The organism is Neomegalonema perideroedes DSM 15528 (genome assembly GCF_000374145.1).
Classification (GTDB): Bacteria; Pseudomonadota; Alphaproteobacteria; order Rhodobacterales; family Rhodobacteraceae; genus Neomegalonema; species Neomegalonema perideroedes.
Window position 1 is genome coordinate 110,238 of the sequence record NZ_KB893653.1, and the last position, 21,315, is coordinate 131,552.

At 66.6% G+C, this 21,315-nt stretch carries 18 protein-coding genes and 1 tRNA gene; 9 read left to right on the plus strand and 10 right to left on the minus strand.

Annotation, left to right across the window (positions count from 1 at the left end; translation table 11 throughout):
- Positions 1-227: 227 nt before the first annotated feature.
- The 5 genes from rplT to B161_RS0100500 all read right to left on the minus strand — a co-directional run bounded on the left by rplT (position 228) and on the right by B161_RS0100500 (position 4,533).
- Positions 228-581 carry a 50S ribosomal protein L20 gene (gene rplT / locus B161_RS0100480; protein ID WP_018631380.1) on the minus strand — a complete coding sequence of 118 codons (354 nt, stop codon included), beginning with the start codon at positions 579-581 and terminating at the stop codon, positions 228-230.
- Between the two features lie 19 nt (positions 582-600).
- On the minus strand, positions 601-804 hold the full coding sequence (rpmI, locus tag B161_RS0100485; protein ID WP_018631381.1) for a 50S ribosomal protein L35: 204 nt from the start codon (positions 802-804) through the stop codon (positions 601-603).
- Positions 805-1,001: 197 nt separating this feature from the next.
- Complete coding sequence (locus B161_RS0100490) at positions 1,002-2,534, minus strand: acyl-CoA carboxylase subunit beta (RefSeq protein ID WP_018631382.1); 1,533 nt, start codon at positions 2,532-2,534, stop codon at positions 1,002-1,004.
- Positions 2,535-2,566: 32 nt separating this feature from the next.
- A complete protein-coding gene (locus tag B161_RS0100495) occupies positions 2,567-3,718 on the minus strand; it encodes a COX15/CtaA family protein (RefSeq protein ID WP_018631383.1) in 1,152 nt (383 codons plus the stop codon).
- 107 nt (positions 3,719-3,825) lie between these two features.
- Complete coding sequence (locus B161_RS0100500) at positions 3,826-4,533, minus strand: tetratricopeptide repeat protein (RefSeq protein ID WP_018631384.1); 708 nt, start codon at positions 4,531-4,533, stop codon at positions 3,826-3,828.
- Between the two features lie 265 nt (positions 4,534-4,798).
- Here B161_RS0100500 and B161_RS0100505 point away from each other — a divergent pair, with 265 nt between their 5' ends.
- The 5 genes from B161_RS0100505 (at position 4,799) to B161_RS0100525 (ending at position 11,531) form a co-directional block, all read left to right on the plus strand.
- A complete protein-coding gene (locus B161_RS0100505) occupies positions 4,799-5,293 on the plus strand; it encodes an Hsp20 family protein (protein WP_018631385.1) in 495 nt (164 codons plus the stop codon).
- A 280-nt stretch (positions 5,294-5,573) separates the two neighbouring features.
- A complete protein-coding gene (locus B161_RS0100510) occupies positions 5,574-7,088 on the plus strand; it encodes a Ppx/GppA family phosphatase (RefSeq protein ID WP_018631386.1) in 1,515 nt (504 codons plus the stop codon).
- 548 nt (positions 7,089-7,636) lie between these two features.
- Complete coding sequence (gene proS, locus B161_RS0100515; protein ID WP_018631387.1) at positions 7,637-8,974, plus strand: proline--tRNA ligase; 1,338 nt, start codon at positions 7,637-7,639, stop codon at positions 8,972-8,974.
- A 15-nt stretch (positions 8,975-8,989) separates the two neighbouring features.
- Positions 8,990-10,846, plus strand: a complete 1,857-nt coding sequence (locus tag B161_RS0100520; protein ID WP_018631388.1) for a lipoprotein-releasing ABC transporter permease subunit — start codon at positions 8,990-8,992, stop codon at positions 10,844-10,846.
- A complete protein-coding gene (locus B161_RS0100525) occupies positions 10,839-11,531 on the plus strand; it encodes an ABC transporter ATP-binding protein (RefSeq protein ID WP_018631389.1) in 693 nt (230 codons plus the stop codon). Before B161_RS0100520 ends, B161_RS0100525 begins: the two co-directional genes overlap by 8 nt.
- A 966-nt stretch (positions 11,532-12,497) precedes the next feature.
- Here B161_RS0100525 and B161_RS0100535 read toward each other — a convergent pair.
- Together B161_RS0100535 and B161_RS16065 are read right to left on the minus strand one after the other, a co-directional pair.
- Complete coding sequence (locus B161_RS0100535; protein ID WP_018631391.1) at positions 12,498-13,301, minus strand: 3-deoxy-manno-octulosonate cytidylyltransferase; 804 nt, start codon at positions 13,299-13,301, stop codon at positions 12,498-12,500.
- A 253-nt stretch (positions 13,302-13,554) separates the two neighbouring features.
- Positions 13,555-14,172 carry a YcbK family protein gene (locus tag B161_RS16065; protein ID WP_018631392.1) on the minus strand — a complete coding sequence of 206 codons (618 nt, stop codon included), beginning with the start codon at positions 14,170-14,172 and terminating at the stop codon, positions 13,555-13,557.
- Positions 14,173-14,373: 201 nt separating this feature from the next.
- On the opposite strand from B161_RS16065, the gene clpB reads away from it, so the two are divergent.
- Positions 14,374-17,001, plus strand: a complete 2,628-nt coding sequence (gene clpB / locus B161_RS0100545; RefSeq protein ID WP_018631393.1) for an ATP-dependent chaperone ClpB — start codon at positions 14,374-14,376, stop codon at positions 16,999-17,001.
- A 165-nt stretch (positions 17,002-17,166) separates the two neighbouring features.
- Positions 17,167-17,562, plus strand: a complete 396-nt coding sequence (locus B161_RS0100550; RefSeq protein ID WP_018631394.1) for a hypothetical protein — start codon at positions 17,167-17,169, stop codon at positions 17,560-17,562.
- A 32-nt stretch (positions 17,563-17,594) separates the two neighbouring features.
- On the opposite strand, the gene B161_RS0100555 is transcribed toward B161_RS0100550, so the two are convergent.
- Together B161_RS0100555 and sseA are read right to left on the minus strand one after the other, a co-directional pair.
- Positions 17,595-18,044, minus strand: coding sequence for a DsrE family protein (locus B161_RS0100555; protein ID WP_018631395.1), 450 nt, complete (start codon positions 18,042-18,044; stop codon positions 17,595-17,597).
- 23 nt (positions 18,045-18,067) lie between these two features.
- On the minus strand, positions 18,068-18,940 hold the full coding sequence (gene sseA, locus B161_RS0100560) for a 3-mercaptopyruvate sulfurtransferase (RefSeq protein ID WP_018631396.1): 873 nt from the start codon (positions 18,938-18,940) through the stop codon (positions 18,068-18,070).
- 118 nt (positions 18,941-19,058) lie between these two features.
- Between sseA and B161_RS16070 the strand changes: the two genes are divergently transcribed.
- A complete protein-coding gene (locus tag B161_RS16070; RefSeq protein ID WP_157755498.1) occupies positions 19,059-20,399 on the plus strand; it encodes an ATP-binding protein in 1,341 nt (446 codons plus the stop codon).
- Positions 20,400-20,482: 83 nt separating this feature from the next.
- Positions 20,483-20,559: transfer RNA gene (locus B161_RS0100570), tRNA-Met, on the plus strand.
- Positions 20,560-20,677: 118 nt separating this feature from the next.
- Here the strand turns inward: B161_RS0100570 and leuD are convergent.
- Complete coding sequence (leuD, locus tag B161_RS0100575) at positions 20,678-21,298, minus strand: 3-isopropylmalate dehydratase small subunit (RefSeq protein ID WP_018631398.1); 621 nt, start codon at positions 21,296-21,298, stop codon at positions 20,678-20,680.
- Between the last annotated feature and the right edge of the window lie 17 nt (positions 21,299-21,315).

Genomic DNA, 21,315 nt, shown 5'->3' on the forward strand with positions numbered 1-21,315 from the left:
TAAAGATCCGAACATTTGGCCGCTCCTGAGACAAATGAAACCAAACCCAATGGGGTTAGGCGCTATGTTGTATCATTTTGGAGCGATTGTCCTCAAGAATGGCGAATTCATTGAAGAGATCGCCATCCGCGTGCGGATCTTGCGTCAAAAAAAAGAAACGCCCGGCTTGCGCTGGGCGTTCCTGAAATTCTTCTGCGGTCCTCTTGCGAGGCCGGATCGCGCTCCGCTCAGACGGCGGCGCGGGCCTTGGCGACCACCGCGGCGAAGGCGGCGGGCTGATTCACGGCGAGATCGGCCAGAACCTTGCGGTCCACGGCGATTCCGGCCTTGGCCAGACCATGGATGAGCTGAGAATATTTCAGGCCATGCTCGCGGGCGCCCGCGTTGATGCGCTGAATCCAAAGCGCGCGGAAATTGCGCTTCTTATTCTTGCGGTCGCGGTAGTGATATTGCAGCGCCTTGTCGACGGCTTGGGCGGCGGCGCGGAAGATGTTCTTCCGACGGCCGTAATAGCCCTTGGCGGCGGCGCGGATGCGGTTGTGGCGGGCGCGAGCGACGACGCCGCGTTTGACTCGGGACATTTTGTCTCTTCCTCAGGCGTCAGAAGGAGTTAGGCAGGAAATAGCGCTTGATGTTCTCGCCGTCGGTCTCAAAGAGCACCGCGGTGCCCCGAGCCTGACGGATGAACTTCGTCGTCCGCTTGATCATGCCGTGACGCTTGCCGGCCTGGGTGTATTTCACATGGCCGTTGGCGGTCACTTTGAAGCGCTTCTTCGCTCCCGAGTGGGTCTTCATCTTGGGCATTTCGGCTCCTGAAGGTTTTGGAACGTGAAGTCGCCGCGGCAGCCCATTCGGCCGGGCGACAGGAAGTCGAGGCTTATAGGCTCCCCCGCGCGCCAAGGCAAGAGGGGGAGCGGCAAGACATAAGGCTCGCGCGAAAGGCCGCTTTAAACTGGGCGCGCGCTTGATCCGAAAAGTCTTTCAACTTTTCGGATCGCGCTTCACAACGGCAGATTATCGTGCTTGCGCCACGGATTTTCGAGCTTCTTCGTCCGCAGGGCGGCGAAGGCCCGCGCCACCCGGCGACGGGTGGAGTGCGGATTGATCACCTCGTCGATGAAGCCGCGCTGCGCCGCCACGAAGGGATTGGCGAAGCGGTCCTCATATTCCTTGGCGCGGGCGGCGATCTTGTCCTTATCGCCGAGTTCGCTGCGATAGAGGATTTCCGTCGCGCCCTTGGCGCCCATCACGGCGATCTCGGCGGTGGGCCAAGCGTAATTCACGTCGCCGCGGATATGCTTGGAGCTCATGACGTCATAGGCGCCGCCATAGGCCTTGCGGGTGATGACCGTGACTTTCGGCACGGTGGCCTCGGCGAAGGCGAAGAGCAGCTTGGCGCCATGCTTGATCACGCCGCCATGCTCCTGAGCCACGCCCGGCAGGAAGCCCGGAACGTCGACCAGAGTCAGGATCGGAATGTTGAAGGCGTCGCAGAAGCGCACGAAGCGCGCGGCCTTGCGGCTGGATTCGATGTCGAGGCAGCCCGCCAGAACGAGGGGCTGATTCGCCACCACGCCCACCGTCGAGCCCTCCATGCGGATGAAGCCGGTGAGGATGTTCTTCGCGAAATCCTGCTGAATCTCGAAGAAATCGCCCTCGTCGGCGAGGCTGAGGACCAGCTCGCGCATGTCGTAGGGGGTGTTGGGATTCTCGGGGATCAGCGTGTCCAGCGCATTGTCGAGCCGATCGGGAACGTCGTTCACCGGGCGGACGGGCGGCTTCTCGCGGTTGTTCAGCGGCAGGAAGTCGAAGAGGCGGCGGATTTGAAACAGCGTCTCGACGTCGTTTTCAAAGGCGCCGTCGGCCACCGAGGATTTGGTGGTGTGGGTGCGGGCGCCGCCCAGTTCTTCCTGAGTCACGGTCTCGTTGGTGACGGTCTTCACCACGTCCGGCCCGGTGACGAACATATAAGAGCTGTCGCGGACCATGAAGATGAAGTCGGTCATGGCGGGCGAATAGACCGCGCCGCCCGCGCAGGGCCCCATGATCACGCTGATCTGCGGCACCACGCCCGAGGCCATGACGTTGCGCAGGAAGACGTCGGCGTAGCCCGCGAGGCTGCCCACGCCTTCCTGAATGCGCGCGCCGCCCGAATCGTTGAGCCCGATGACCGGCGCGCCGTTGCGCACGGCCATATCCATGATCTTGCAGATCTTCTGCGCATGGGTCTCGGAGAGCGAGCCGCCGAAGACGGTGAAGTCCTGACTGAAGACGTAGACCGGGCGGCCGTTGATGGTGCCCCAGCCGGTCACCACGCCGTCGCCGGGAATGGTGCTCTGCTCCATGCCGAAGTCATGGGAGCGGTGCAGCACATAGGCGTCGTATTCCTCGAAGCTGCCCTCGTCGAGCAGCAGCTCCAGCCGCTCGCGGGCGGTGAGCTTGCCCTTGGCGTGCTGCGATTCGATGCGTTTGGCGCCGCCGCCGAGACGCGCCTGAGCGCGCCGGGACTCCAGTTCCTCAAGAACGGCCTTCATTCGAGCAAATTCTCCTCAGCGTCAGCAGGGGCTCAGGCGCGCGCGATCTTCTCCTCGCGCGGATAGGCGACTTCATGTTTGGCCCAGACGAAGGCGCCCATCAGCGCGAAGGCGAAGACCTGATGTCCCACGGAGAGCCAGAAGGGCATCCCGTGAGTCAGGATCGTCACGCCGATCAGAACCTGAGTCAGCGTCAGGCCCAGAACCCAATTCGCCCGGCGGCGAATCTCGGCGTGGCCCGCGCGACGCGCCCGCATCCAGAACACGACCGCCATACCTATAAAGCAATAAGCGAGCATTCTATGCAAAAATTGCGTGGTCGCCGCATCCTCGAAGAAATTCCGCCAGAAGGGCGCGATCGAGGCGCCTTCGGGGGGGAAGAAGCTTCCGCCCATCATCGGCCAGTCGGAATATTGCCATCCGGCCTGAAGCCCCGCCACCAGAGCCCCCGCCAGAACCTGAAGGGAAAGCAGCGTCAGAGTCGCCCCGGCGAAGGCCATCAGGCCCTTGTTTCGGCGGCGCCGCGCGGCGAGCAGCTCATGGGCGGGCCGCAGCAGGCTGAGGGCCGTCCAGAGCATGAACATGAACAGCAGCGCCGCCAGCCCGAGATGCGCCATCAGCCGATAGGGCGCGACCCGCACCCGGTCCGAGCCCTCCAGCCCGGAGGAGACCATCCACCAGCCCAGCACGCCCTGAAGGGCGCCAAGGACTCCGAAGATCAGGATCCGGCCCATATAGCCCGCCGGAATCCATTTCTTCGCGGCGAAGACCACGAAGGGGACGAAGAAGACCACGCCCAGCAGCCGCCCGACCAGCCGATGCGCCCATTCCCACCAATAGATTCCCTTGAACTCGGCGAGGGTCATCATCTGGTCGGATTCGGTGAATTGCGGAATCAGCTTATATTTCTCGAATTCCGCGCTCCATGCGGCTTCGGAGAAAGGCGGCAGGATTCCCTTGATCGGCGCCCATTCCACGATGGAGAGCCCCGCCTCCGCCAGACGCGTCGCGGCGCCCACCGCCGCCACGAGCGCCACCAAAGCCGCCATGACGAACAGCCAGATCGCCACGGCCCGGCGCCGGCGCGCCTTGATCCGATCCGCTTCGCCGGGGCGCGGAGCCTCGGCCGCGCGGCGGCGGGCCTCCTCTTCAGGGGCCACCTCTTCGAACACCAGACGCGACATTTCGCCTCTCCTTGCGCTGAGCTTGGGCGCTAATCCCGGTCGGAGTCCTTAAGGGATTTCGGCCTGAGGCGCGAGAGGAGAGGCCGGGACGCGAGGCCGCAGGCGCTTCACCAGCCTGCGGCGCGCAGGATGTCGGCGCGCTCCTGCGCGAAGCTCAGAATCAGCCGCGCCTCGTCCTCGATCCCGGCGCGACTCTCCATCCCCATCTCCACGACCTCCTCATAAAGCGCCCGCGCCTTGGCCGAATCGCGCGGCAGGCCCGGCCCGCCGCGCTCATAGAGCGAGGCCAGCGCCGTCAGAGGCTCGAGATGGTCCCGCGCGGCGGCGTAGAGCCGCGCGGCCTCGGCCCAGTCCCGCGGCCTGCCCTGCTCGCCCGCCTCGGAGATCGCGCCCAGCCGCAGAAAGGCCAGCGGATTGCCGGTCCCGGCGGATGTTTCTAGCCAGAGGATCCCCTCCTGCGCCCGCGGCGAGCCCGGAGGCTCGTCAAAAATCAGCCGCTCGCCGAGGATGCGCATCGCCATGGGGTCGCCCGCCTCGGCGGCCCTGCGCGACCAGAACCAGGCCAGAGCCTCGTTCCGCTCCAGACCGCCCCAGCCCCAGTCATGCATGAAGGCGAGGTTGATCATGGCGCGCGGATGGCCCTGCGCCGCGCCCGCCTCCAGCCAGCGCAGCCGGCGCGGCTCGTCCAGCGGCGGCGCGTCATGCATTTTGCGGATCGCCTCCGCCCGCCCGCGCTCCAGCCAGAGATGCGCGGCGGCCCCCGTCCCCAGAAAGACGGCGAGCGCGAAAACAAGCTTCCAGACCGGACCGCGCATGCGCCCTCCCTCTCCCCCGGAAGAGAGGAGACTAGGGCTCCGGGCCTTAGGGGGAGGTTGAGGACTCCCCGCCCTCCCATCTTCTTCCCGGTTTCGTGAAAAGCCGGATTTCTGAAAAATCGGGCGGGCCTCTTCACAAAGCCCCGAGCCCCCCTAAATCCATTCCCGTCGGACGCCTCCTGAAGGGTCCGGCGCCGAGACCCCGGCTCCGTCCGAACCCGGAGGGGCCATGAGACGACCATATCGCTTATGAAGGATATGATTCATGCGCAGACTTGATTTCGCTCCGCTGAACCGCACGACCGTCGGCTTCGACCGCATGGCCTCGCTGCTCGACAATCTGCTGACCGACGCTTCGGAGCCCCAGACCTATCCGCCCTACGACATCGAGCGGACCGGAGAAGCCTCCTACCGCATCACCATCGCGGTGGCCGGCTTCACTCAGGACGAGATCTCCGTCGAGAGCCGCGAGAACGCGCTCGTGATCTCCGCCGCCAAGGCCCGCCCCGCCGAGGGCGCCGAAGCCGAGGCCCCCAAGACGGTCTATCTGCATCGCGGCATCGCCAAACGCGGCTTCGAGCGCCGCTTCCAGCTCGCCGACCATGTGCGGGCGACCGACGCCTCGCTGGAGAACGGCTTGCTGCACGTGGATCTCGTCCGCGAGGTGCCGGAGGCGCTGAAGCCCCGCCGCATCCAGATCGCGACCAACGCCGCCCCGACGACCGTCGAAGGCGCGCTGGAGCCTCAGGCCGCGGCCTGACCTCTTGAGATCCGGCGCTCCGGCTTCCCTTGGGGCGCCCTTCCGAACTCCTCTTCTCCGGAGCCCCGCGCCTCTCCACGCCGAGGCTCCGGCCCTTCCCGCCCAGAACCCTCGCCTGCGCCCCTGAAGGAAGCTTCAGGGGCGCTTTTTGCGCTTTGGAGCCGGGTCCTCTCGCCACGGCGCTTGACCGCCCCCCGTCTCAACGCTTATCCGGCGCTGGAGCGCGGCCCCGCCGAAAGGCGTGGGGGCGCTCCGGAGCGTCCGCAGAAGGGGAGCCATCATGACGCCGACCGACGCCGCCCCACCCCTCTCCCGAGAAGATTCCGGAACCGCCTCCGAAGGCCCCTTTGGGGTCATCGACATCGGCTCGAACTCCATCCGGCTGGTGATCTTCGCGAGCGCCAGCCGCAGCCCCGCCTATATGTTCAACGAGAAGGTGCTCTGCGGCCTCGGGCGCGGACTTCAGGAGACGGGCGTCCTGAATCCCGAAGGCAAGGAATCGGCGCTGATCAATCTCCGGCGCTTCGCCGCCGTGGCGCGGGGCATGGGCGTGACGCGCCCGACCGTGGCGGCCACCGCCGCCGTCCGCGACGCCGCCGACGGCCGCGACTTCGCCGCCCGCATGGAGGCCGAAACCGGCCTGATCCCCCGGATCGTCAGCGGCCCCGAGGAGGGCCGTCTTTCGGCCCTCGGCGTGCTGATGGGCGCGCCCGACGCCGAAGGCGTGGCGGCGGATCTCGGCGGCGCCTCGCTGGAGCTGATTTCGATCAGCGGCGGCGAGGTCGGCGAAGGCTGGACGGGTCCGCTCGGCCCGCTGCGCCTTGAGGCGCTGAAGCTCAAGCCCTCGGCGCTGGACGACTGGATCGACGAGCGCCTGAAGACCGCCCCTCAACTGCCCCTCATCTCCGGCAAGACGATTTATTGCGTGGGCGGCGCCTGGCGGGCCCTCGCCAGAATCGACATGACGCGCCGCGCCTATCCGCTGCACGTCCTGCATGAATATGAGATGTCGCCGGAGCAGGCGCTCGACACCGCCCTCTGGGCCGCCAAACAGCCGCCCGCGGCGCTCAAGCCTCTGGTGGACAGCTCCTCCATGCGGCTGGCCACGGTGCCTTACGCGGCGCGGGTGATGAGCCGCCTGATCGCCCTCGGCAAGCCCGCGCGGCTGCGGGTCTCGGCGACGGGCCTGCGCGAGGGCCTGCTTTTCGAAACCCTCTCCGAGGAGGAGCGCCGCCGCGATCCGCTTTTGGAATCCGCCGCCGCCATCGCGCGCGACACGGCCCGCTTCCCCGCCTTCGGCGACGAGCTCGGCGATTGGCTCGCGCCGCTCTATCCGAATCTGGCGCCGCGCCTGCTGCGGGCGGCGGCGCGGCTCAGCGACACGGCTTGGCGCGCCCATCCCGATTATCGCGCCGAGGCCTGCTTCGAGCTGATGACCCGTCCCGACGTCAACGGCGCCTCGCATCAGGAGAGGGCCTTCCTGACCCTGACTCTGCTGCATCGTCACAAAGGCGGCAACGGACGCCTCGCGATGCTGCGGGGGCTGCTTCCGGCCGAGGCCGCCGCGGAGGCCGAGACGCTCGGCAAGGGCATGCGGCTCGGGGCGGTGCTGGCGGCCTCGACGCCGGGGGTGCTGCCGCTTTGCCCCGTGGATCCGCACCCCGACGGCGAGCGCCTGAGGCTGCGCCTCGCGCCCGCCTGCGCGGGTCTGCGCGGCGAAGCGGTGGAGAAAAGGCTCTCCACGCTCGCCTCGGCCTTCAAGCGGAAACCCTTCCTTGAGGTCTTCGAGTCCTGAGGCCCGAATCCGGAGCTGAATCTGGCGCGGAAATTGCTTAATAAATGAGGCGGCCGGCCCGCATTCGCGTTCCCTCTCCTCATCCCGCCCGGCCGGACGTTCGTTTGCGTGCATCCCTTGACGCCCCTTCACAGAGAAGGGGCGTTTTTTCGTCACGCTTTCAAAAAAACCGCATAAAAAAACGCCCTCTGAAAGAGGGCGTTGATTTTTTTGATTTTATCTTTTTAATATTCTTAACGGCTGGTCCTCCCCAGACCGGGCCTATGGGCCTTCTGTATGGGGAACCTTCTAGCCCCTGCGACCCCCTGTCACGCAATTTTCTGCGGGGCGCGCAATATTTCTTGCAAAATCAATGCTGCAACGCAAAATCATGATCCTCTCCTCAAGGCGGCGCATCTTTGTTCCTCCGGCGGCTCTCTTGGACGGCTGACCGGAAAAGAGCTTCCAGCAAACGCCAAACGGCTTTAGAACGAAACGCCCCTCGCGGAGGAAAGCCCGGTCGCATAAGGGCTTTATTCGCAAATCGAAACTCAGATTGGTCGCCCATCATGCGTTTGACGCGATATGTCCTGCCCCTGCTCAAGGAGACTCCCGCCGAGGCGCAGATCGTCTCGCATCGGCTGATGCTGCGCGCGGGCATGATCCGGCAATCCAGCGCCGGCATTTATTCCTGGCTGCCGCTCGGCTATCGCGCTTTGCAGAAGGTGGAGCGCATCGTTCATGAGGAGCAGCAGCGCGCCGGGGCCATCCCGCTGCTCATGCCGACGATCCAGCCCGCCGAGATCTGGCGCGAATCCGGCCGCTACGACGCCTATGGCCCCGAGATGCTGCGCATCAAGGATCGTCATGAGCGCGAAATGCTTTATGGCCCGACCAATGAGGAGATGATCACCCTCCTCGTCCGCGACGCGGTGAAGAGCTGGCGCGATCTGCCGCGCATCCTCTACCACATCCAGTGGAAATTCCGCGACGAGACGCGTCCCCGCTTCGGCGTAATGCGCGGGCGCGAATTCCTCATGAAGGACGCCTATTCCTTCGACCTGACCGCCGAGGGCGCGCGGCTCTCCTATCAGAAGATGTTCGTGAGCTACCTCAAGACCTTCGCGCGGCTCGGCCTGACCGCCGTGCCCATGAAGGCCGACACCGGCCCCATCGGCGGCGATCTCAGCCATGAATTCCTGATCCTCGCCGAGACGGGCGAATCTCAGGTCTTCGTGGATAAGGCGCTTCTCGCGAAGGACTGGTCCTCCGTCGAGGTGGATTATGAAGATCCCGCCTCGGTCGCGGGCATCTTCGAGAGCTTCACCAGCGCCTACGCCCGCACCGACGAGACCCATGACGAAGCGATCTGGGCGGAGACGCCCGCCGAACGCCAAGTCTCGGCGCGCGGCGTCGAGGTCGGACATATCTTCTATTTCGGAACCAAATACTCCGAGCCTCTGAAAGCCGCCGCCATCGGCCCCGACGGCCAGCCGGTCACGCTGGAGATGGGGTCTTACGGCGTGGGCGTCTCGCGTCTGCTCGGCGCGATCATCGAGGCGAGCCATGACGAGAACGGCATCGTCTGGCCCGAGGCCGCGGCGCCTTTCCATGTGGCGCTCGTGAACCTCAAGCAGGGCGACGCCGCCGTGGACGCCGCCGCTGAAAAGCTCTACGCGGAGTTGACCGCCGCCGGGGTCGAAGTCCTTTATGACGACCGCGACGAGCGGGCGGGCGGCAAATTCGCCGCCATGGACCTCATCGGCCTGCCTTGGCGCCTGACGGTGGGGCCGCGCGGCCTCGCTTCGGGACAGGTTGAGCTGCGCCGCCGCAAGGACGGCGCGACCGAAGAGCTGACTCCCGAAGCCGCCGCAGCGAAGCTCATCGCCGCGACGCGCGGCCTCTGAACCGGAGGGCGCGGCGTGACGGGCGGTCGGAAAGAAGAGGATCTGGAGCGCGGCGAGGCCCTTGTGGATCGTCTCGCCCGCCAAAGGATCGAGCTGGAAGCGCGGCGCCGCGCCGAAGCCGAGGCCGCGCCTTCCGCTCCGCCTGCGCCGCTCCAGCGCGACGGACGTCCGCGTCCGCCGGGCGCTCCGGGGCCCGAACCGCGCCGCGCCGGGCCTCCGCTCGGGCCTCCGGGCAATCCGCCGCGCACCCGCACGCCCTTCAAGGGCGCGCCGGCTCAATCCGAAGCCGCCCCGCCCGCTCCCGCCGCTGTCGACCCGCCGCCCTCCCCGACGCCTTTCGAGGGCCCGGCGGGCTTCTCCGGGGCGCCTGCGCCGCAGGCCGGCTCTCATCCCCCGGGTCCGGATCCTTTCTCAGGCTTCGACTCCGGCGAGGCCGCCGCTCCGCCTGAGGCGGGCGCCTCTTCGCCGGAGCCCTTCGCCTTGGAGCGTCGTCGTTTGCGCGTGCCCCCGGCTGAAACTCCGCCCGTCTTCCCCGAAGACGAGGAGGAGGAGGCGCTCGACCTCACCGAGCGCGCGCCTCTGACCGACATGGCCCGCACCCGGCCTTTCTCCCGTTTCGAATGGGGCGTGGCGGCGCGCTATCTGCGGGCGCGGCGCAAGGACGGATTCATCTCGGCGATCAGCTGGCTTTCTCTGGCGGGCATCGCCTTAGGCGTGGCGGCTCTGATCGTGGTCATGGCCGTGATGACCGGCTTCCGCTATGAGATGATCAATCAGATCCTCGGCGTGAACGCCCATGTCAGCCTCGCGCCGCAGCAGACCACGCTCCAGAGACGCCCCTTCGAGAATTACGAAGCCGTCTCCGCGCGGCTCGCGGCCGCGCCGGGCGTGATTCAGGCCGCCCCCGTGATCCACGGGCAGGTCATGGCCTCGAATCCGCAGTCTCAGGCCAACGCCATCGCTCTGGTGCGCGGCGTGCGGCTGGAGGACTTCCGGCGCATGAAGGCCGTGGCCGATCCCGAAACCGCCGAAGGCTCGCTGGCCAATTTCCGCGAGGATCAGGGCGTGGCCATAGGCTCGGGTCTGGCGCTGATGCTGAATTTGCGGGTGGGCGAGCAGATCACTCTGCTCTCTCCGGACGGCGACCTCACGCCCATCGGCGTCAGGCCGCGAATCAAATCCTACCCGGTCGCTTACGTCTTCAAGCTCGGCATGTCCGAACTCGACTCCGCCCTGCTCTACATGCCTCTTGAGGAGGCGCAGATCTATTTCAACAAGATCGGCGCGGTCGACGGCGTCGAGGTCATGGCCTCCGATCCTCAGAACATCGAGCGGCTGGAGCCCACTCTGCGCGCCGCGGCGAGCGAGCCCGTGACCCTCATGACCTGGAAGGGACAGAACGGCAGCTATATCTCCGCGCTCGACATGGAGCGGCGGGTGATGCGGCTGATCCTCTCGCTGATCATCCTGATCGCGGCCTTCAACATCATCTCGGGGCTGATCATGCTGGTGAAGGAGAAAGGCCGCGACGTGGCCATTCTGCGCACCATCGGCGCGAGCCGGGGCTCGATCCTGCGGATCTTCTTCCTCTGCGGCGCGAGCATCGGCGTGGCGGGCACGGCGATCGGCGTGGTTCTGGGCGTGCTGGTGGCGCTGAACATCGCGGGGATTCAGCATTTCCTCGAAAGCCTCTTCGGGGCGAAGCTCTTCCCCGACGAGATTTACTTCCTCAGCCGGATGCCCTCGCGGCTGCAATGGGGCGACGTGGCCACCACGGCGGCCATTTCGCTGGGCGTCTCCTTCCTCGCGACGATCTTCCCGGCGCGAAGGGCGGCGCGGCTCGATCCGGTGGAGGCCCTGCGTTATGAATAGCAAACGCGCCGCGCTGCGGCTGGAGGGCGTCGGCAAGCGCTATCGCGAGGGCGGCGGACAAGGCCATCTGACCGTGCTGCGCGAGGTCAGCCTGAGGCTGGCGCCCGGCGAGCTGACGGCTCTGGTCGGGCCTTCCGGCTCGGGGAAGTCGACCCTGCTGCATATCGCCGGATTGCTGGATTCGCCGGATCGCGGCGAGGTCTGGATCGCGGGGAAACGCTGCGGGCGGCTCGACGAGGCGGGGCGCACTCTGCTGCGGCGGGTGGCCATCGGCTTCGTCTATCAGTTCCACCATCTGCTCCCGGAGTTCTCGGCTCTGGAGAACGTCGCCATTCCGCGGCGTCTGGCGGGGGCCTCGAAGGCCGAATCCGAAGCGACGGCGCTGGATCTTCTCGGCCGCATGGGGCTGGCCGCGCGGGCGCATCACCGCCCCGCCGAGCTCTCCGGCGGCGAGCAGCAGCGCGTGGCCATCGCGCGCGCGGTGGCGAACCGGCCGCTGGTCCTGCTGGCCGACGAGCCGACGGGGAATCTCGATCCGGAGACTTCGGAGAAGGTGTTTCAGGAGCTGACCAGCCTCGCCCGGCGTCAGGGGCTGGCGGCGCTGATCGCCACGCATAACATGGAGCTGGCGGCGCGCATGGACCGCGTGCTGCGCATGTCCGGCGGCAGACTCGTCGAGGATTGACGGAGAAGTCGGGCGGGGAGATTCCGCGGGGAGGTTCGGCGGCGAAAGGCCATGTCGAAAGCCTTTCGCCCTTCCGTTCGTCCCGGAGGCTCGCCTCCCTTCTTCCGGGGAGGCCGACGCCGGAGCCGGGCCCCGCCGAACGCCGGGATCACGGCCCATTCAGGATCGCGGCCGCAGCGGCCGCCTGTTCTTGAGGATGCGCTCTGAAATCCTTGCGACGAGATTCCACAGCGCATCGAACTTCGCATGACGCGGGCCTTTCTTACGCCGGTTGGGACCGGAAGGCTCCTGCGTCGGGGTCTCGTCCGCTTCTCACCCTATGAAGCCGACGGGCCGGGTCGAACTCCCGATCAATACCGCGGCCGCTCATAGGCCGGTCGCGGGAAGGGCTGCGGCAGAGGCTGCATCTGCGCAGGCACCGGGAAGGGCAGCGGCATCGCGCCGGGGTGCGTCCGGAGCGTTTGAGAGCCGCCTTCCGACGTGTAGGCCTGAGCCGCGGAAGCGGCGCTCAAGGCCGCCGTCATCCAGACCAGAGCGAAAGCCGATCGCTTCGCGAAGCTTTTCAGAGTGAGGTTTGCCATATCCTTGCGCCGTTATGTTGGGTTGCGGATTTTACAGTTTCTGACCTAACTCCCCCCCCGATTTGTTTCAATCTGCTCTTAAGAATTACCTAGGGGGCTCGTATGGCTAGATTCTCCTCACAGGGGAATAATATTATCCGCATACAAACTAGAGGCGTATTTTAACGGATGCAGGTTTTGCTCAAATTTCAATATCAGCGCCTTAGGATAGCCCCCTACGGATGATATTCGGGAAAATCAAGCTGCCTCAGCGTCACCCTTCCTGAGGTGAAACTCCGTTCACGTAATATTTTCTGCGGAATTGGGACGCAAGCAGATCATCAGAGGTCAACGCCCCTGCGCCGGAGATCCATATATAGCACAAAGACGCTGAGGGAATCGCGGATCAGTCCAATCCCATGCGCAGAAGGGCCGCTTCGATCCGCGGAACGTCCACAGGATTGTTCAGCTCCCAGAAGACGCGCCCGCGCCCCTCCACCTCGACGCAGCGGATCGGAAGGCCCTGTTCGAGGAAGCGCAGCTGCTCCAGCCCCTCGAAGCCCTCCAGCGGCCCCGGCGCGGCGCGGCCATAGGCCGCCAGAGCCGCAGGCCGATAAGCGTAAAGCCCGACGTGATGGAAGACGGGGATCCTCTCGCCCCCGGCGAAGCTGCGGCCCGTATAGGGGACGACCTCTTTCGAGAAATACAGCGCGTCCCCATGGACGCCGAAGACGGCGGTGGTGCCGCCCACCCGTCCGGCGCGGCGGTCTTCGAGGAGGGCCTCCAGCGTCTCCTTGTCGCAGCGCAGCACCGGCGTGGCGACCTGAAGCCCCTGCTCCGCCTGCATGGCGGCGATCAGCGCCTCGACGAACCAAGGCGGCGTCAGAGGCGAATCGCCCTGAAGATTGACCACGATCTCCGGCTGGAGATCCGGGCGGCGCGCCAGCACGTCGGCGCAACGCTCGGTGCCGTTGGCGCAGGCTTCGGAGGTCATGACCACTTCGGCGCCGAAGGCTTCGGCGGCGGCGCGGATGCGGTCGTCGTCGGTGGCCACGACCACGCGGTCGGCGCCGGAGACCGCCTGAGCCGCCTCCCAGGTCCGGCGGATCAGAGACTTCGCCGCGCCCGAGGCGCCGCGCAGCTCCGCCAGCGGCTTGCCGGGATAGCGCGAGGACTTATAGCGGGCGGGAACGACGATCAGAACGGACATGCTCAGCCTCCGGCGGATGGGTCGGCCGAAGCTATAATCCTTCGCGGCGCGGCGGGATAGCGGCGCCGAGCGCGCAGTCCGAAGAGGCCGGAGGAGGCTCCGGCCGCCCCAAAACGACCCGCGCCGCTCCGGAAGGCTCCAGATCGGGACGGGGCGTTTTGAAACGGCGCGCCGAAGCTCCCTCCCGAGGCCATCCCGGAGCCCCGCCTGAAAGCCTCGCCCGAAAGCCGCGTCCGAAAGCCTCGCCCGCGGCTCAATATCTCCAGTCGCGGGTCGCGCCGACGTCCACATGCAGGAAGCTCGCGCCCGCATAGGAGCCGACGCCGCCGCGCTTGAGGCCATGCGCGATCTTCTGCACCTCGGAGATCTTCACCCCCGGAGTCTTGAGGTCCACGGCCATGCCCTGCATGTGCAGGCTGTTCTTGGCGACGCGCTCGCTGCCTTGGCTGAGGCGGGCGTTGGTGCGGGGCGTGCGGTAGCCCGAGGTGATTTGAATCTGTTTGCCGCCGATGCGGCTTTGAATCTCGGCGAGGAAGTCGAAGAGCCGCACGTCCATCATCAGGGCGGCGTTCTCGCGGTGGTCGCGCAGCAGAAGGTCGAGGCTCTCCACCGCGCCGGGGTCGTAGAATCCGCCCTGATAATAGACGCCGGAGAAGCGTTCGCCGGTGTTGACCGCCACCAGATCCAGCGTGCGCGGCGCGAGGGCCGCGGCGCGGGCCGCCGGATCGAAGGAGGCCACGGTCGCCTTGGCCGAACCCCCGAGCCCTAGCCCCGTCCCCACCGCCGCGCCTGTGGCCGCCAAGCCCATGGCGGTCAACAGGAATCCTCGCCGGGTCGGCTTTTGGGCCTCAGGCTTTCCGCTCTGCGTCATCTTGAGTCTTCTCCCCCAACTCGTTCCGGAGAACCCTGCCATGAGGAATTTGCGGCTCCCTTAACGGGGCGCCCCTTGCGCGCCGGAGAAGGCGCGCCACATAAGGTTTCGGGCGGCCGCGAAGTCGGCGCCCGCATGCCAAAACTCAGCAAGACCCGCGCCAATCTCCGGGCGGCTTGCGGACATGCCGGAAGGACGACCATGGACATCGAGAAATACAGCGAACGCGCGCGCGGCTTTCTTCAGGCCGCCCAGACCATCGCTCTGCGCGAGGGCCATCAGCGCCTGACGCCGGAGCATCTGCTCAAAGCCCTGATGGACGACGATCAGGGCATGGCCTCCAATCTGATCCGCCGCGCCGGCGGAGATCCCGCGCAGATCAAGCGCGACGTGGATCTGGCCGTGGCGCGTCAGCCGAAGGTCAGCGGCTCGGGCTCGGAAGGCGTCTATCTGGATCCCCAGACCGCGCGGCTCTTCGCGCAGTCCGAAGAGATCGCCAAGAAAGCCAAAGACAGCTTCGTCACCGTCGAGCGCCTCTTGCAGGCTCTGGGCATGACCGGCTCGACCGCCAAGATCCTCAAGGACGGCGGCGCGACGCCTCAGGCGCTCAACAGCGCCATCGAGGAGATCCGCAAAGGCCGCAACGCCAACAGCGCCACCGCCGAATCCACCTATGACGCTCTGAACAAATACGCCCGCGACCTCACCGCCGCCGCCCGCGAGGGCAAGATCGATCCGGTGATCGGCCGCGACGAAGAGATCCGCCGCACCATGCAGGTGCTCTCGCGGCGCACGAAGAACAACCCCGTCCTCATCGGCGAGCCCGGCGTGGGCAAGACCGCCGTGGTCGAGGGCCTCGCGCGGCGCATCGTCAACGGCGACGTGCCGGAGAGCCTGCAAGAGAAGACCATCATGGCGCTCGACATGGGCGCTCTGATCGCGGGCGCGAAATATCGCGGCGAATTCGAGGAGCGTCTGAAGGGCGTGCTTCAGGAGGTCACCGCCGCCGACGGACAGGTCGTCCTCTTCATCGACGAGATGCACACCCTCGTCGGCGCGGGCAAGGCCGACGGCGCCATGGACGCCTCGAACCTCATCAAGCCGGCCCTCGCGCGCGGGGAGCTGCATTGCATCGGCGCGACCACGCTCGACGAATACCGCAAATACGTCGAGAAGGACGCCGCCCTCGCCCGCCGCTTCCAGCCGGTGATGGTCGACGAGCCCAGCGTTCAGGACACCATCTCGATCCTGCGCGGCATCAAGGAGAAATACGAGCTGCACCATGGCGTGCGGATCTCGGATTCGGCGCTGGTCTCGGCGGCGACGCTCTCGCATCGCTACATCGCGGACCGCTTCCTGCCCGATAAGGCCATCGACCTCATGGACGAGGCGGCGGCGCGTCTGCGCATGGAGGCCGACAGCAAGCCCGAAGAGCTGGACGCCCTCGACCGCGACATCATGCAGATGCAGATCGAGGCCGAAGCTCTGAAGAAGGAGACGGATTCCGCCTCCAAGGACCGGCTCGCCAAGCTTGAAAAGGATTTGGCCGGGCTTCAGGAGCGCTCCGCGAGCCTCACCGCCGCTTGGGAGACCGAAAAATCCCGGCGCGGCGACGAGCAGAAGCTCAAGGAGCGGCTGGATCAGGCCCGCATCGATCTGGACAACGCCAAACGCAAAGGCGACCTCGCGAAAGCGGGCGAGCTGGCTTATGGCGCCATCCCGGAGCTGGAGAAGGCTCTGGCCGAGGCCGAGAAGAACGGCGACGGCGCCCTCGTCGAGGAGGCCGTGCTGCCGGATCATATCGCCTCGGTGGTCAGCCGCTGGACGGGAATCCCGGTCGACAAGATGCTCGAAGGCGAGCGCGACAAGCTTCTCCGCATGGAGGAGGAATTGTCCAAGCGCGTCATCGGCCAGCAGGAGGCCGTCGAAGCCGTCTCCAACGCGGTGCGCCGCGCGCGGGCGGGCATCTCGGATCCGAACCGGCCTCTGGGCAGCTTCCTCTTCCTCGGCCCGACGGGCGTCGGCAAGACGGAGCTGGTGAAGGCTCTGGCGGCCTTCCTCTTCGACGACGACGCCGCCATGACCCGCATCGACATGAGCGAATTCATGGAGAAGCATGCGGTGGCCCGTCTGATCGGCGCGCCTCCGGGCTATGTGGGCTATGACGAGGGCGGAGTCCTCACCGAGGCCGTGCGGCGGAGGCCCTATCAGGTGATCCTCTTCGACGAGGTGGAGAAGGCCCATCCGGACATCTTCAACGTGTTGCTTCAGGTTCTCGACGACGGCCGTCTGACCGACAGCCAAGGCCGCACGGTGGACTTCCGCAACACGCTGATCGTGCTGACCTCCAACCTCGGGGCTCAGGCTCTGGTGGAGCTGCCCGACGGCGCCGACACCGACGAAGCCCGCGAGGCGGTGATGTTCGCCGTGCGGTCGCATTTCCGCCCGGAGTTCCTGAACCGCCTCGACGAGATCGTCCTCTTCGAGCGCCTCGACCGCGAGCATATGACCGGCATCGTGGCGATTCAGCTGGGCCGCCTCAATAAGCGGCTCGTGGACCGCAAGATCCGTCTGGAGTTCACGCAGGAGGCTGAGGACTGGCTCGCGGATCGCGGCTATGACCCCGCTTACGGCGCGCGTCCGCTGAAGCGGACGATCCAGAAGGCGGTCGAGGATCCGCTGGCGGAGCTTCTGCTGCGCGGCGAACTCAAGGACGGCGAGGTTCTGCCCGTGACGCTCGGCCCGAACGGGCTGATCTTCGGCGATCACAAGGCCAAGACCCCGCCCGCCGCCGCCCCGGAGGAGCCGCAGGCTCCGACCGTCCACTAAAGCGGCGGAGCCGCAGGCTCCGACGGTGCGCTAAGCCCTCTCACACAACCAGCCCCCGGCCTGAGCCCTCAGGCCGGGGGTTTTTCATGGCGTTTACGAAGCTTCCTGAGACCTCGTTAAGGGCGGCGGGCGAGACTCCGGCTTCTTCAATTCGGGAGTCCTTTCATGCGATTCGCCTTATCCGCCCTTCTCCTCGCCGTGATGGCGATTCCAGCGGCGATTCCGGCGGCCCTTCCGGCTCAGGCCGAAGGCTTCGTCCAGCGCGAGCTTTCGGCGCAGGAGCGCGCGGCCGTCGAGGAAAGCCTGCGCTTCGCCTTGCCCGCAGGCGCGGTCCTCGCGGATTACACCGCCGCCCTCAGCCTCGTGGAGCCGGGCGTGGGCCGGGTCTGCGGCCTCGCGCGGATCGGCGGCGAGGCCGTCCCCTACGCCGTCGATCTCGGTTGGGACCAGACGGGCGCGGCGCTCGGCAAGCTGATCGGCGGCGTCCCGGACGCGGAATATCCCGAGGCGGCGGTTCCGGCGCTCAAAGCCTGCGGCGAGATCGGCGTCGATCTTCTGTAAGCCGCGCCCCCTTCTTCAGGGCCGCCCCTTCTTCAGGGCCGCACATAGCGATAGCCGCGGTCCTGAAGATCCATCAATTCGGCCACGCCCACCGGCGCCACCCGCACGCCCGGCAGAAGGTCGATCTCCGAAACCGGGACGTTCATCGAGGCGGCCGCGCCCCGCAAGGTGCTGCCGCAGGCGATGAAATCCACCTTGGGCAATTCGCTTTTCAACCTCAGCAGCCCGTCGGCGAAGCTGGTGCGGTCGACGCGGAAGATGTCCAGCCCGCTTCCGGTGGCGAGGATCTTAATATCCACCGTATCGCCGTATTTGGCGTAATGCTCCGTGACGTTGCGCGCGATGACGATGGCCTGAGACATGGTCGTCGTCTGTCCCTCGGCGACATGGATCACCAGCTTGCGCTCGGCGGCCCAAGCGCCGGAGCCCGTCGCAAAGGCCAGAGTCAGAGCCAGAAGCAGGACTCGCAGAAAGCTCGGCATGGGAATCTCCCTGAGATGAAGGCTCAAAGGGGCTTGGCGGGCCCGGTCTCGATGGGGAGATCCGCATAGGAGCCCCATTCCGCCCATGAGCCGTCATAGAGCGCGTTCTCCGTATGCCCGAGCCGCGACAAAGCCAGACTCACCACCGCCGCCGTCACGCCCGAGCCGCAGCTCGTGATGATCGGCCGCGCGAGATCCACCCCCGCCGCCTCGAAGACCGCCTTCAGCTCCGCCGGGGGCTTCATGGCGCCGTCGGGATTGAGCAGCGTCGAGAAAGGCACGTTGCGCGACCCCGGAATATGCCCCGCCCGCAGACCCGGACGCGGCTCCGGCTCGGCGCCCTCGAAGCGGCCCGCCGAACGCGCGTCCACGATCTGCTCCGTCCCGAGCTTGGCGGCCCTGGCCACCTGGGTGACGTCGCGCACGAGGTTGAGATTCGTGCGTCCCGTATAATGGCGCTCGCGGGCGAGCAGGGGCTCGCCCTCCTCGACGGGGCGGCCCTCGGCGAGCCATTTCGGAAAGCCGCCGTCCAGCACCGAGACCTCGGAATGGCCGAAGAAGCGGAACATCCACCACGCCCGCGCGGCGCTGAAGATTCCCTGCGCGTCGTAGACCACCACATGGCGCCCGTCGCCCATGCCCAGCCGGCGCATGGCCAGAGCGAATTTCTCATGCGGCGGGATCATATGCGGCAAAGAGGTCTTATCGTCGGACAAGGCGTCGATGTCGAAGAAGAGCGCGCCGGGAATCCGCCGGGCGGCGTATTCGGCTTTGGCGTCCCGGCCGGAGGCGGGCATATGCCAGCTTGCGTCCGCCACGCGCAGCGTGGGCGAGGATTCGATCTGTTCGGCGAGCCACTCGGTGCTCACGAGGCTAGGCGCAGCGGCGCGCGTCATGGCGGTTCTCTCTCCTCAAACCCCTTCGGGCGCGCAGTCTAGAAGCATTCGGCGCGCGGCGCGACCGCAATTTAATTTCTAGAGGCGCGAAGAGCCTCCGGAAGTTATGATGAGGTCCATGGCCCATCTTCTGCCCAAACGCTTGTTTTCGCGCGCCTTGCTGATTCTGGCGGCGCCGATTCTTCTGTTTCAGCTTCTGGTGAGCGCTTTGCTCGTCGAACGCCATTGGGCGGGCGCGACCCGGCAATTGGCGGCGGGGGTGGCTCAGGAGATGAAGCTGCTGACCGGGGTGGTGCAGGGCGCGCAATCGGAGGCCGAGGCCCGCAAGGCTCTGGAGCAGGCTTCCAGCCTGCTCGGCTATGAGGTGGATTTCGAGCCGGGCCGCCGCGTGACGCCGGAGCCCATCCCCTTTTACGACGTCTCGCGCCGGGCTCTGGCCGAGGCTTTCGAAGAGGCCGTCGGGCCGGTGGAGATCGGGCAAAGCGCCGAAGAAGCCTTCATCCTGCGGGTGACGGCGCGCGGCGGAGCTCTGGCGGCGCGGCCTCCGGCGCGGCGGCTCTTCGCCTCGCGGGCCTGGCAATTGCTCGTCTGGACGGGCGGCGCGGGTCTGGTGCTGCTCTCCATCGCGGCGATCTTCCTGCGCAATCAGATCCGGCCCATCCGCGAATTGGCCCGCGCCGCCGACGCCTTCGGCAAGGGCCAGCCCGCCGAGCTGCGGCCCTCCGGCGCTCTGGAGGTGCGGCAGGCCAGCGCCGCCTTTCTGCAGATGCGCGCCCGAATCGAAAAGCAGCTCGCCCAGCGCACCATGATGCTCTCGGCGGTGAGCCATGATCTGCGCACGCCCCTGACGCGCATGAGGCTGGCTTTGGCGATGCTGCCGCCCGGCCCCGAGATTCAGGATCTCGAAGCCGACGTGGACGAGATGAACCGCATGATCGGCGCCTATCTCGACTTCGCCAAAGGCGAGGGCGGCGAGGCTCTGGAGCAGGCGGATCCGGCGGCCCTCGCCCGCGAGGCCGTGGAGAAGCTGACCCGCGCCGGGGCGAGGGCGCGGTTGAAGGAGATTCCCGGCGCGCCGCCGCCCGCTCCGCTCTGGATGCGGCGGGGCTCGGTGACGCGGGCTTTGCAGAATCTCGCCGACAACGCCGCCGCCTACGGCCGCCATGTCGAGGTCTCGGTGGAGGACGGCCGCGCCGCCGTGGAGATCCATGTGGACGACGACGGGCCGGGAGTGCCCGCCGATAAGCGCGAGGAGGTGTTTCGGCCCTTCGTGCGTCTGGATGCGGCGCGCGGGGCGCTGTCCGGCGGCGGCGCGGGCGGCGTGGGCTTGGGTCTGGCCATCGCGCGGGACGCGGCGCGGGCTCATGGCGGCGAGGTGGAGCTGAGCGCGAGTCCTCTGGGGGGCCTGCGGGCGACTCTGCGTCTGCCGCGGCTGCGGGCCGAGCTGCACGGAGATTGAGAGCTTATGCGAAATTCGACGCGGCGGGGCGTCGATGGCGAATTGACAAGCCCCCGTCCGTCAAGTTATCAGGCCCGGTATCTGGTGAGGTAGCTCAGCTGGTTAGAGCGTCGGACTCATAATCCGAAGGTCGGGGGTTCGAGTCCCCCCCTCACTACCAGATTTTTCCCTATATCGAAGATCTCCACCCGCTCGCGCAGGCTAGGGCCTCCACGCCTCCATGAGGCGGAGAAGCCGGAGGGAGGCCCCCCGGCTTCACGGATCTGCGGGACGGCCTCTCAGGCGCGCTTCTGGAGCACCCAAGGCTGATCGCCGTTCATCTTCGCCTCGAAGGCGTCGATCTCCGAGCCGTGCTGAAGCGTCAGGCCGATGTCGTCGAGACCGTTCAGCAGGCAATGACGGCGGAAGGCGTCCACGTCGAAGGCGATCTTCTCGCCATTGGGGCGCTCGATGGTCTGAGTCTCCAGATCCACCGTGATGCGGGCGTTGGCGCCTTTCTCGGCGTCCTCCATGAGCAGGTCGATCTGCTCCTGAGGCAGGGCGATGGGCAGAACCCCGTTCTTGAAGCAATTGTTATAGAAAATATCCGCGAAGCTCGGCGCGATCACGCAGCGAATGCCGAAATCCAGCAAGGCCCAAGGCGCATGCTCGCGGCTGGAGCCGCAGCCGAAATTATCCCCCGTCACGAGGATCTCCGCCTGACGATAGGCGGGCTTGTTCAGCACGAATTCCGGATTCTCGCCGCCCTGCTCGTCATAGCGCAATTCCGAGAAAAGCCCCGTCCCGAGCCCCGTGCGCTTGATCGTCTTCAGATATTGCTTCGGGATGATCATATCGGTGTCGATGTTGATCAAGGGCAGGGGCGCGGCCACCCCCGAGAGGCTGGTGAATTTCTGCATGGCTTTATCTCCTCCGC

What these genes read in the sequence shown, in the direction of transcription:
- clpB (WP_018631393.1), top strand. Translation starts at nt 14,374, where the DNA reads ATGGACATCGAGAAATACAGCGAACGCGCGCGCGGCTTTCTTCAGGCC.
- B161_RS0100550 (WP_018631394.1), top strand. Translation starts at nt 17,167, where the DNA reads ATGCGATTCGCCTTATCCGCCCTTCTCCTCGCCGTGATGGCGATTCCA.
- B161_RS0100535 (WP_018631391.1), bottom strand. Translation starts at nt 13,301, where the DNA reads ATGTCCGTTCTGATCGTCGTTCCCGCCCGCTATAAGTCCTCGCGCTAT.
- B161_RS0100490 (WP_018631382.1), bottom strand. Translation starts at nt 2,534, where the DNA reads ATGAAGGCCGTTCTTGAGGAACTGGAGTCCCGGCGCGCTCAGGCGCGT.
- proS (WP_018631387.1), top strand. Translation starts at nt 7,637, where the DNA reads ATGCGTTTGACGCGATATGTCCTGCCCCTGCTCAAGGAGACTCCCGCC.
- rpmI (WP_018631381.1), bottom strand. Translation starts at nt 804, where the DNA reads ATGCCCAAGATGAAGACCCACTCGGGAGCGAAGAAGCGCTTCAAAGTG.
- B161_RS0100525 (WP_018631389.1), top strand. Translation starts at nt 10,839, where the DNA reads ATGAATAGCAAACGCGCCGCGCTGCGGCTGGAGGGCGTCGGCAAGCGC.
- rplT (WP_018631380.1), bottom strand. Translation starts at nt 581, where the DNA reads ATGTCCCGAGTCAAACGCGGCGTCGTCGCTCGCGCCCGCCACAACCGC.
- B161_RS0100500 (WP_018631384.1), bottom strand. Translation starts at nt 4,533, where the DNA reads ATGCGCGGTCCGGTCTGGAAGCTTGTTTTCGCGCTCGCCGTCTTTCTG.
- B161_RS0100510 (WP_018631386.1), top strand. Translation starts at nt 5,574, where the DNA reads ATGACGCCGACCGACGCCGCCCCACCCCTCTCCCGAGAAGATTCCGGA.
- B161_RS16065 (WP_018631392.1), bottom strand. Translation starts at nt 14,172, where the DNA reads ATGACGCAGAGCGGAAAGCCTGAGGCCCAAAAGCCGACCCGGCGAGGA.
- B161_RS0100555 (WP_018631395.1), bottom strand. Translation starts at nt 18,044, where the DNA reads ATGCCGAGCTTTCTGCGAGTCCTGCTTCTGGCTCTGACTCTGGCCTTT.
- B161_RS0100495 (WP_018631383.1), bottom strand. Translation starts at nt 3,718, where the DNA reads ATGTCGCGTCTGGTGTTCGAAGAGGTGGCCCCTGAAGAGGAGGCCCGC.
- B161_RS0100505 (WP_018631385.1), top strand. Translation starts at nt 4,799, where the DNA reads ATGCGCAGACTTGATTTCGCTCCGCTGAACCGCACGACCGTCGGCTTC.
- B161_RS16070 (WP_157755498.1), top strand. Translation starts at nt 19,059, where the DNA reads ATGGCCCATCTTCTGCCCAAACGCTTGTTTTCGCGCGCCTTGCTGATT.
- leuD (WP_018631398.1), bottom strand. Translation starts at nt 21,298, where the DNA reads ATGCAGAAATTCACCAGCCTCTCGGGGGTGGCCGCGCCCCTGCCCTTG.
- sseA (WP_018631396.1), bottom strand. Translation starts at nt 18,940, where the DNA reads ATGACGCGCGCCGCTGCGCCTAGCCTCGTGAGCACCGAGTGGCTCGCC.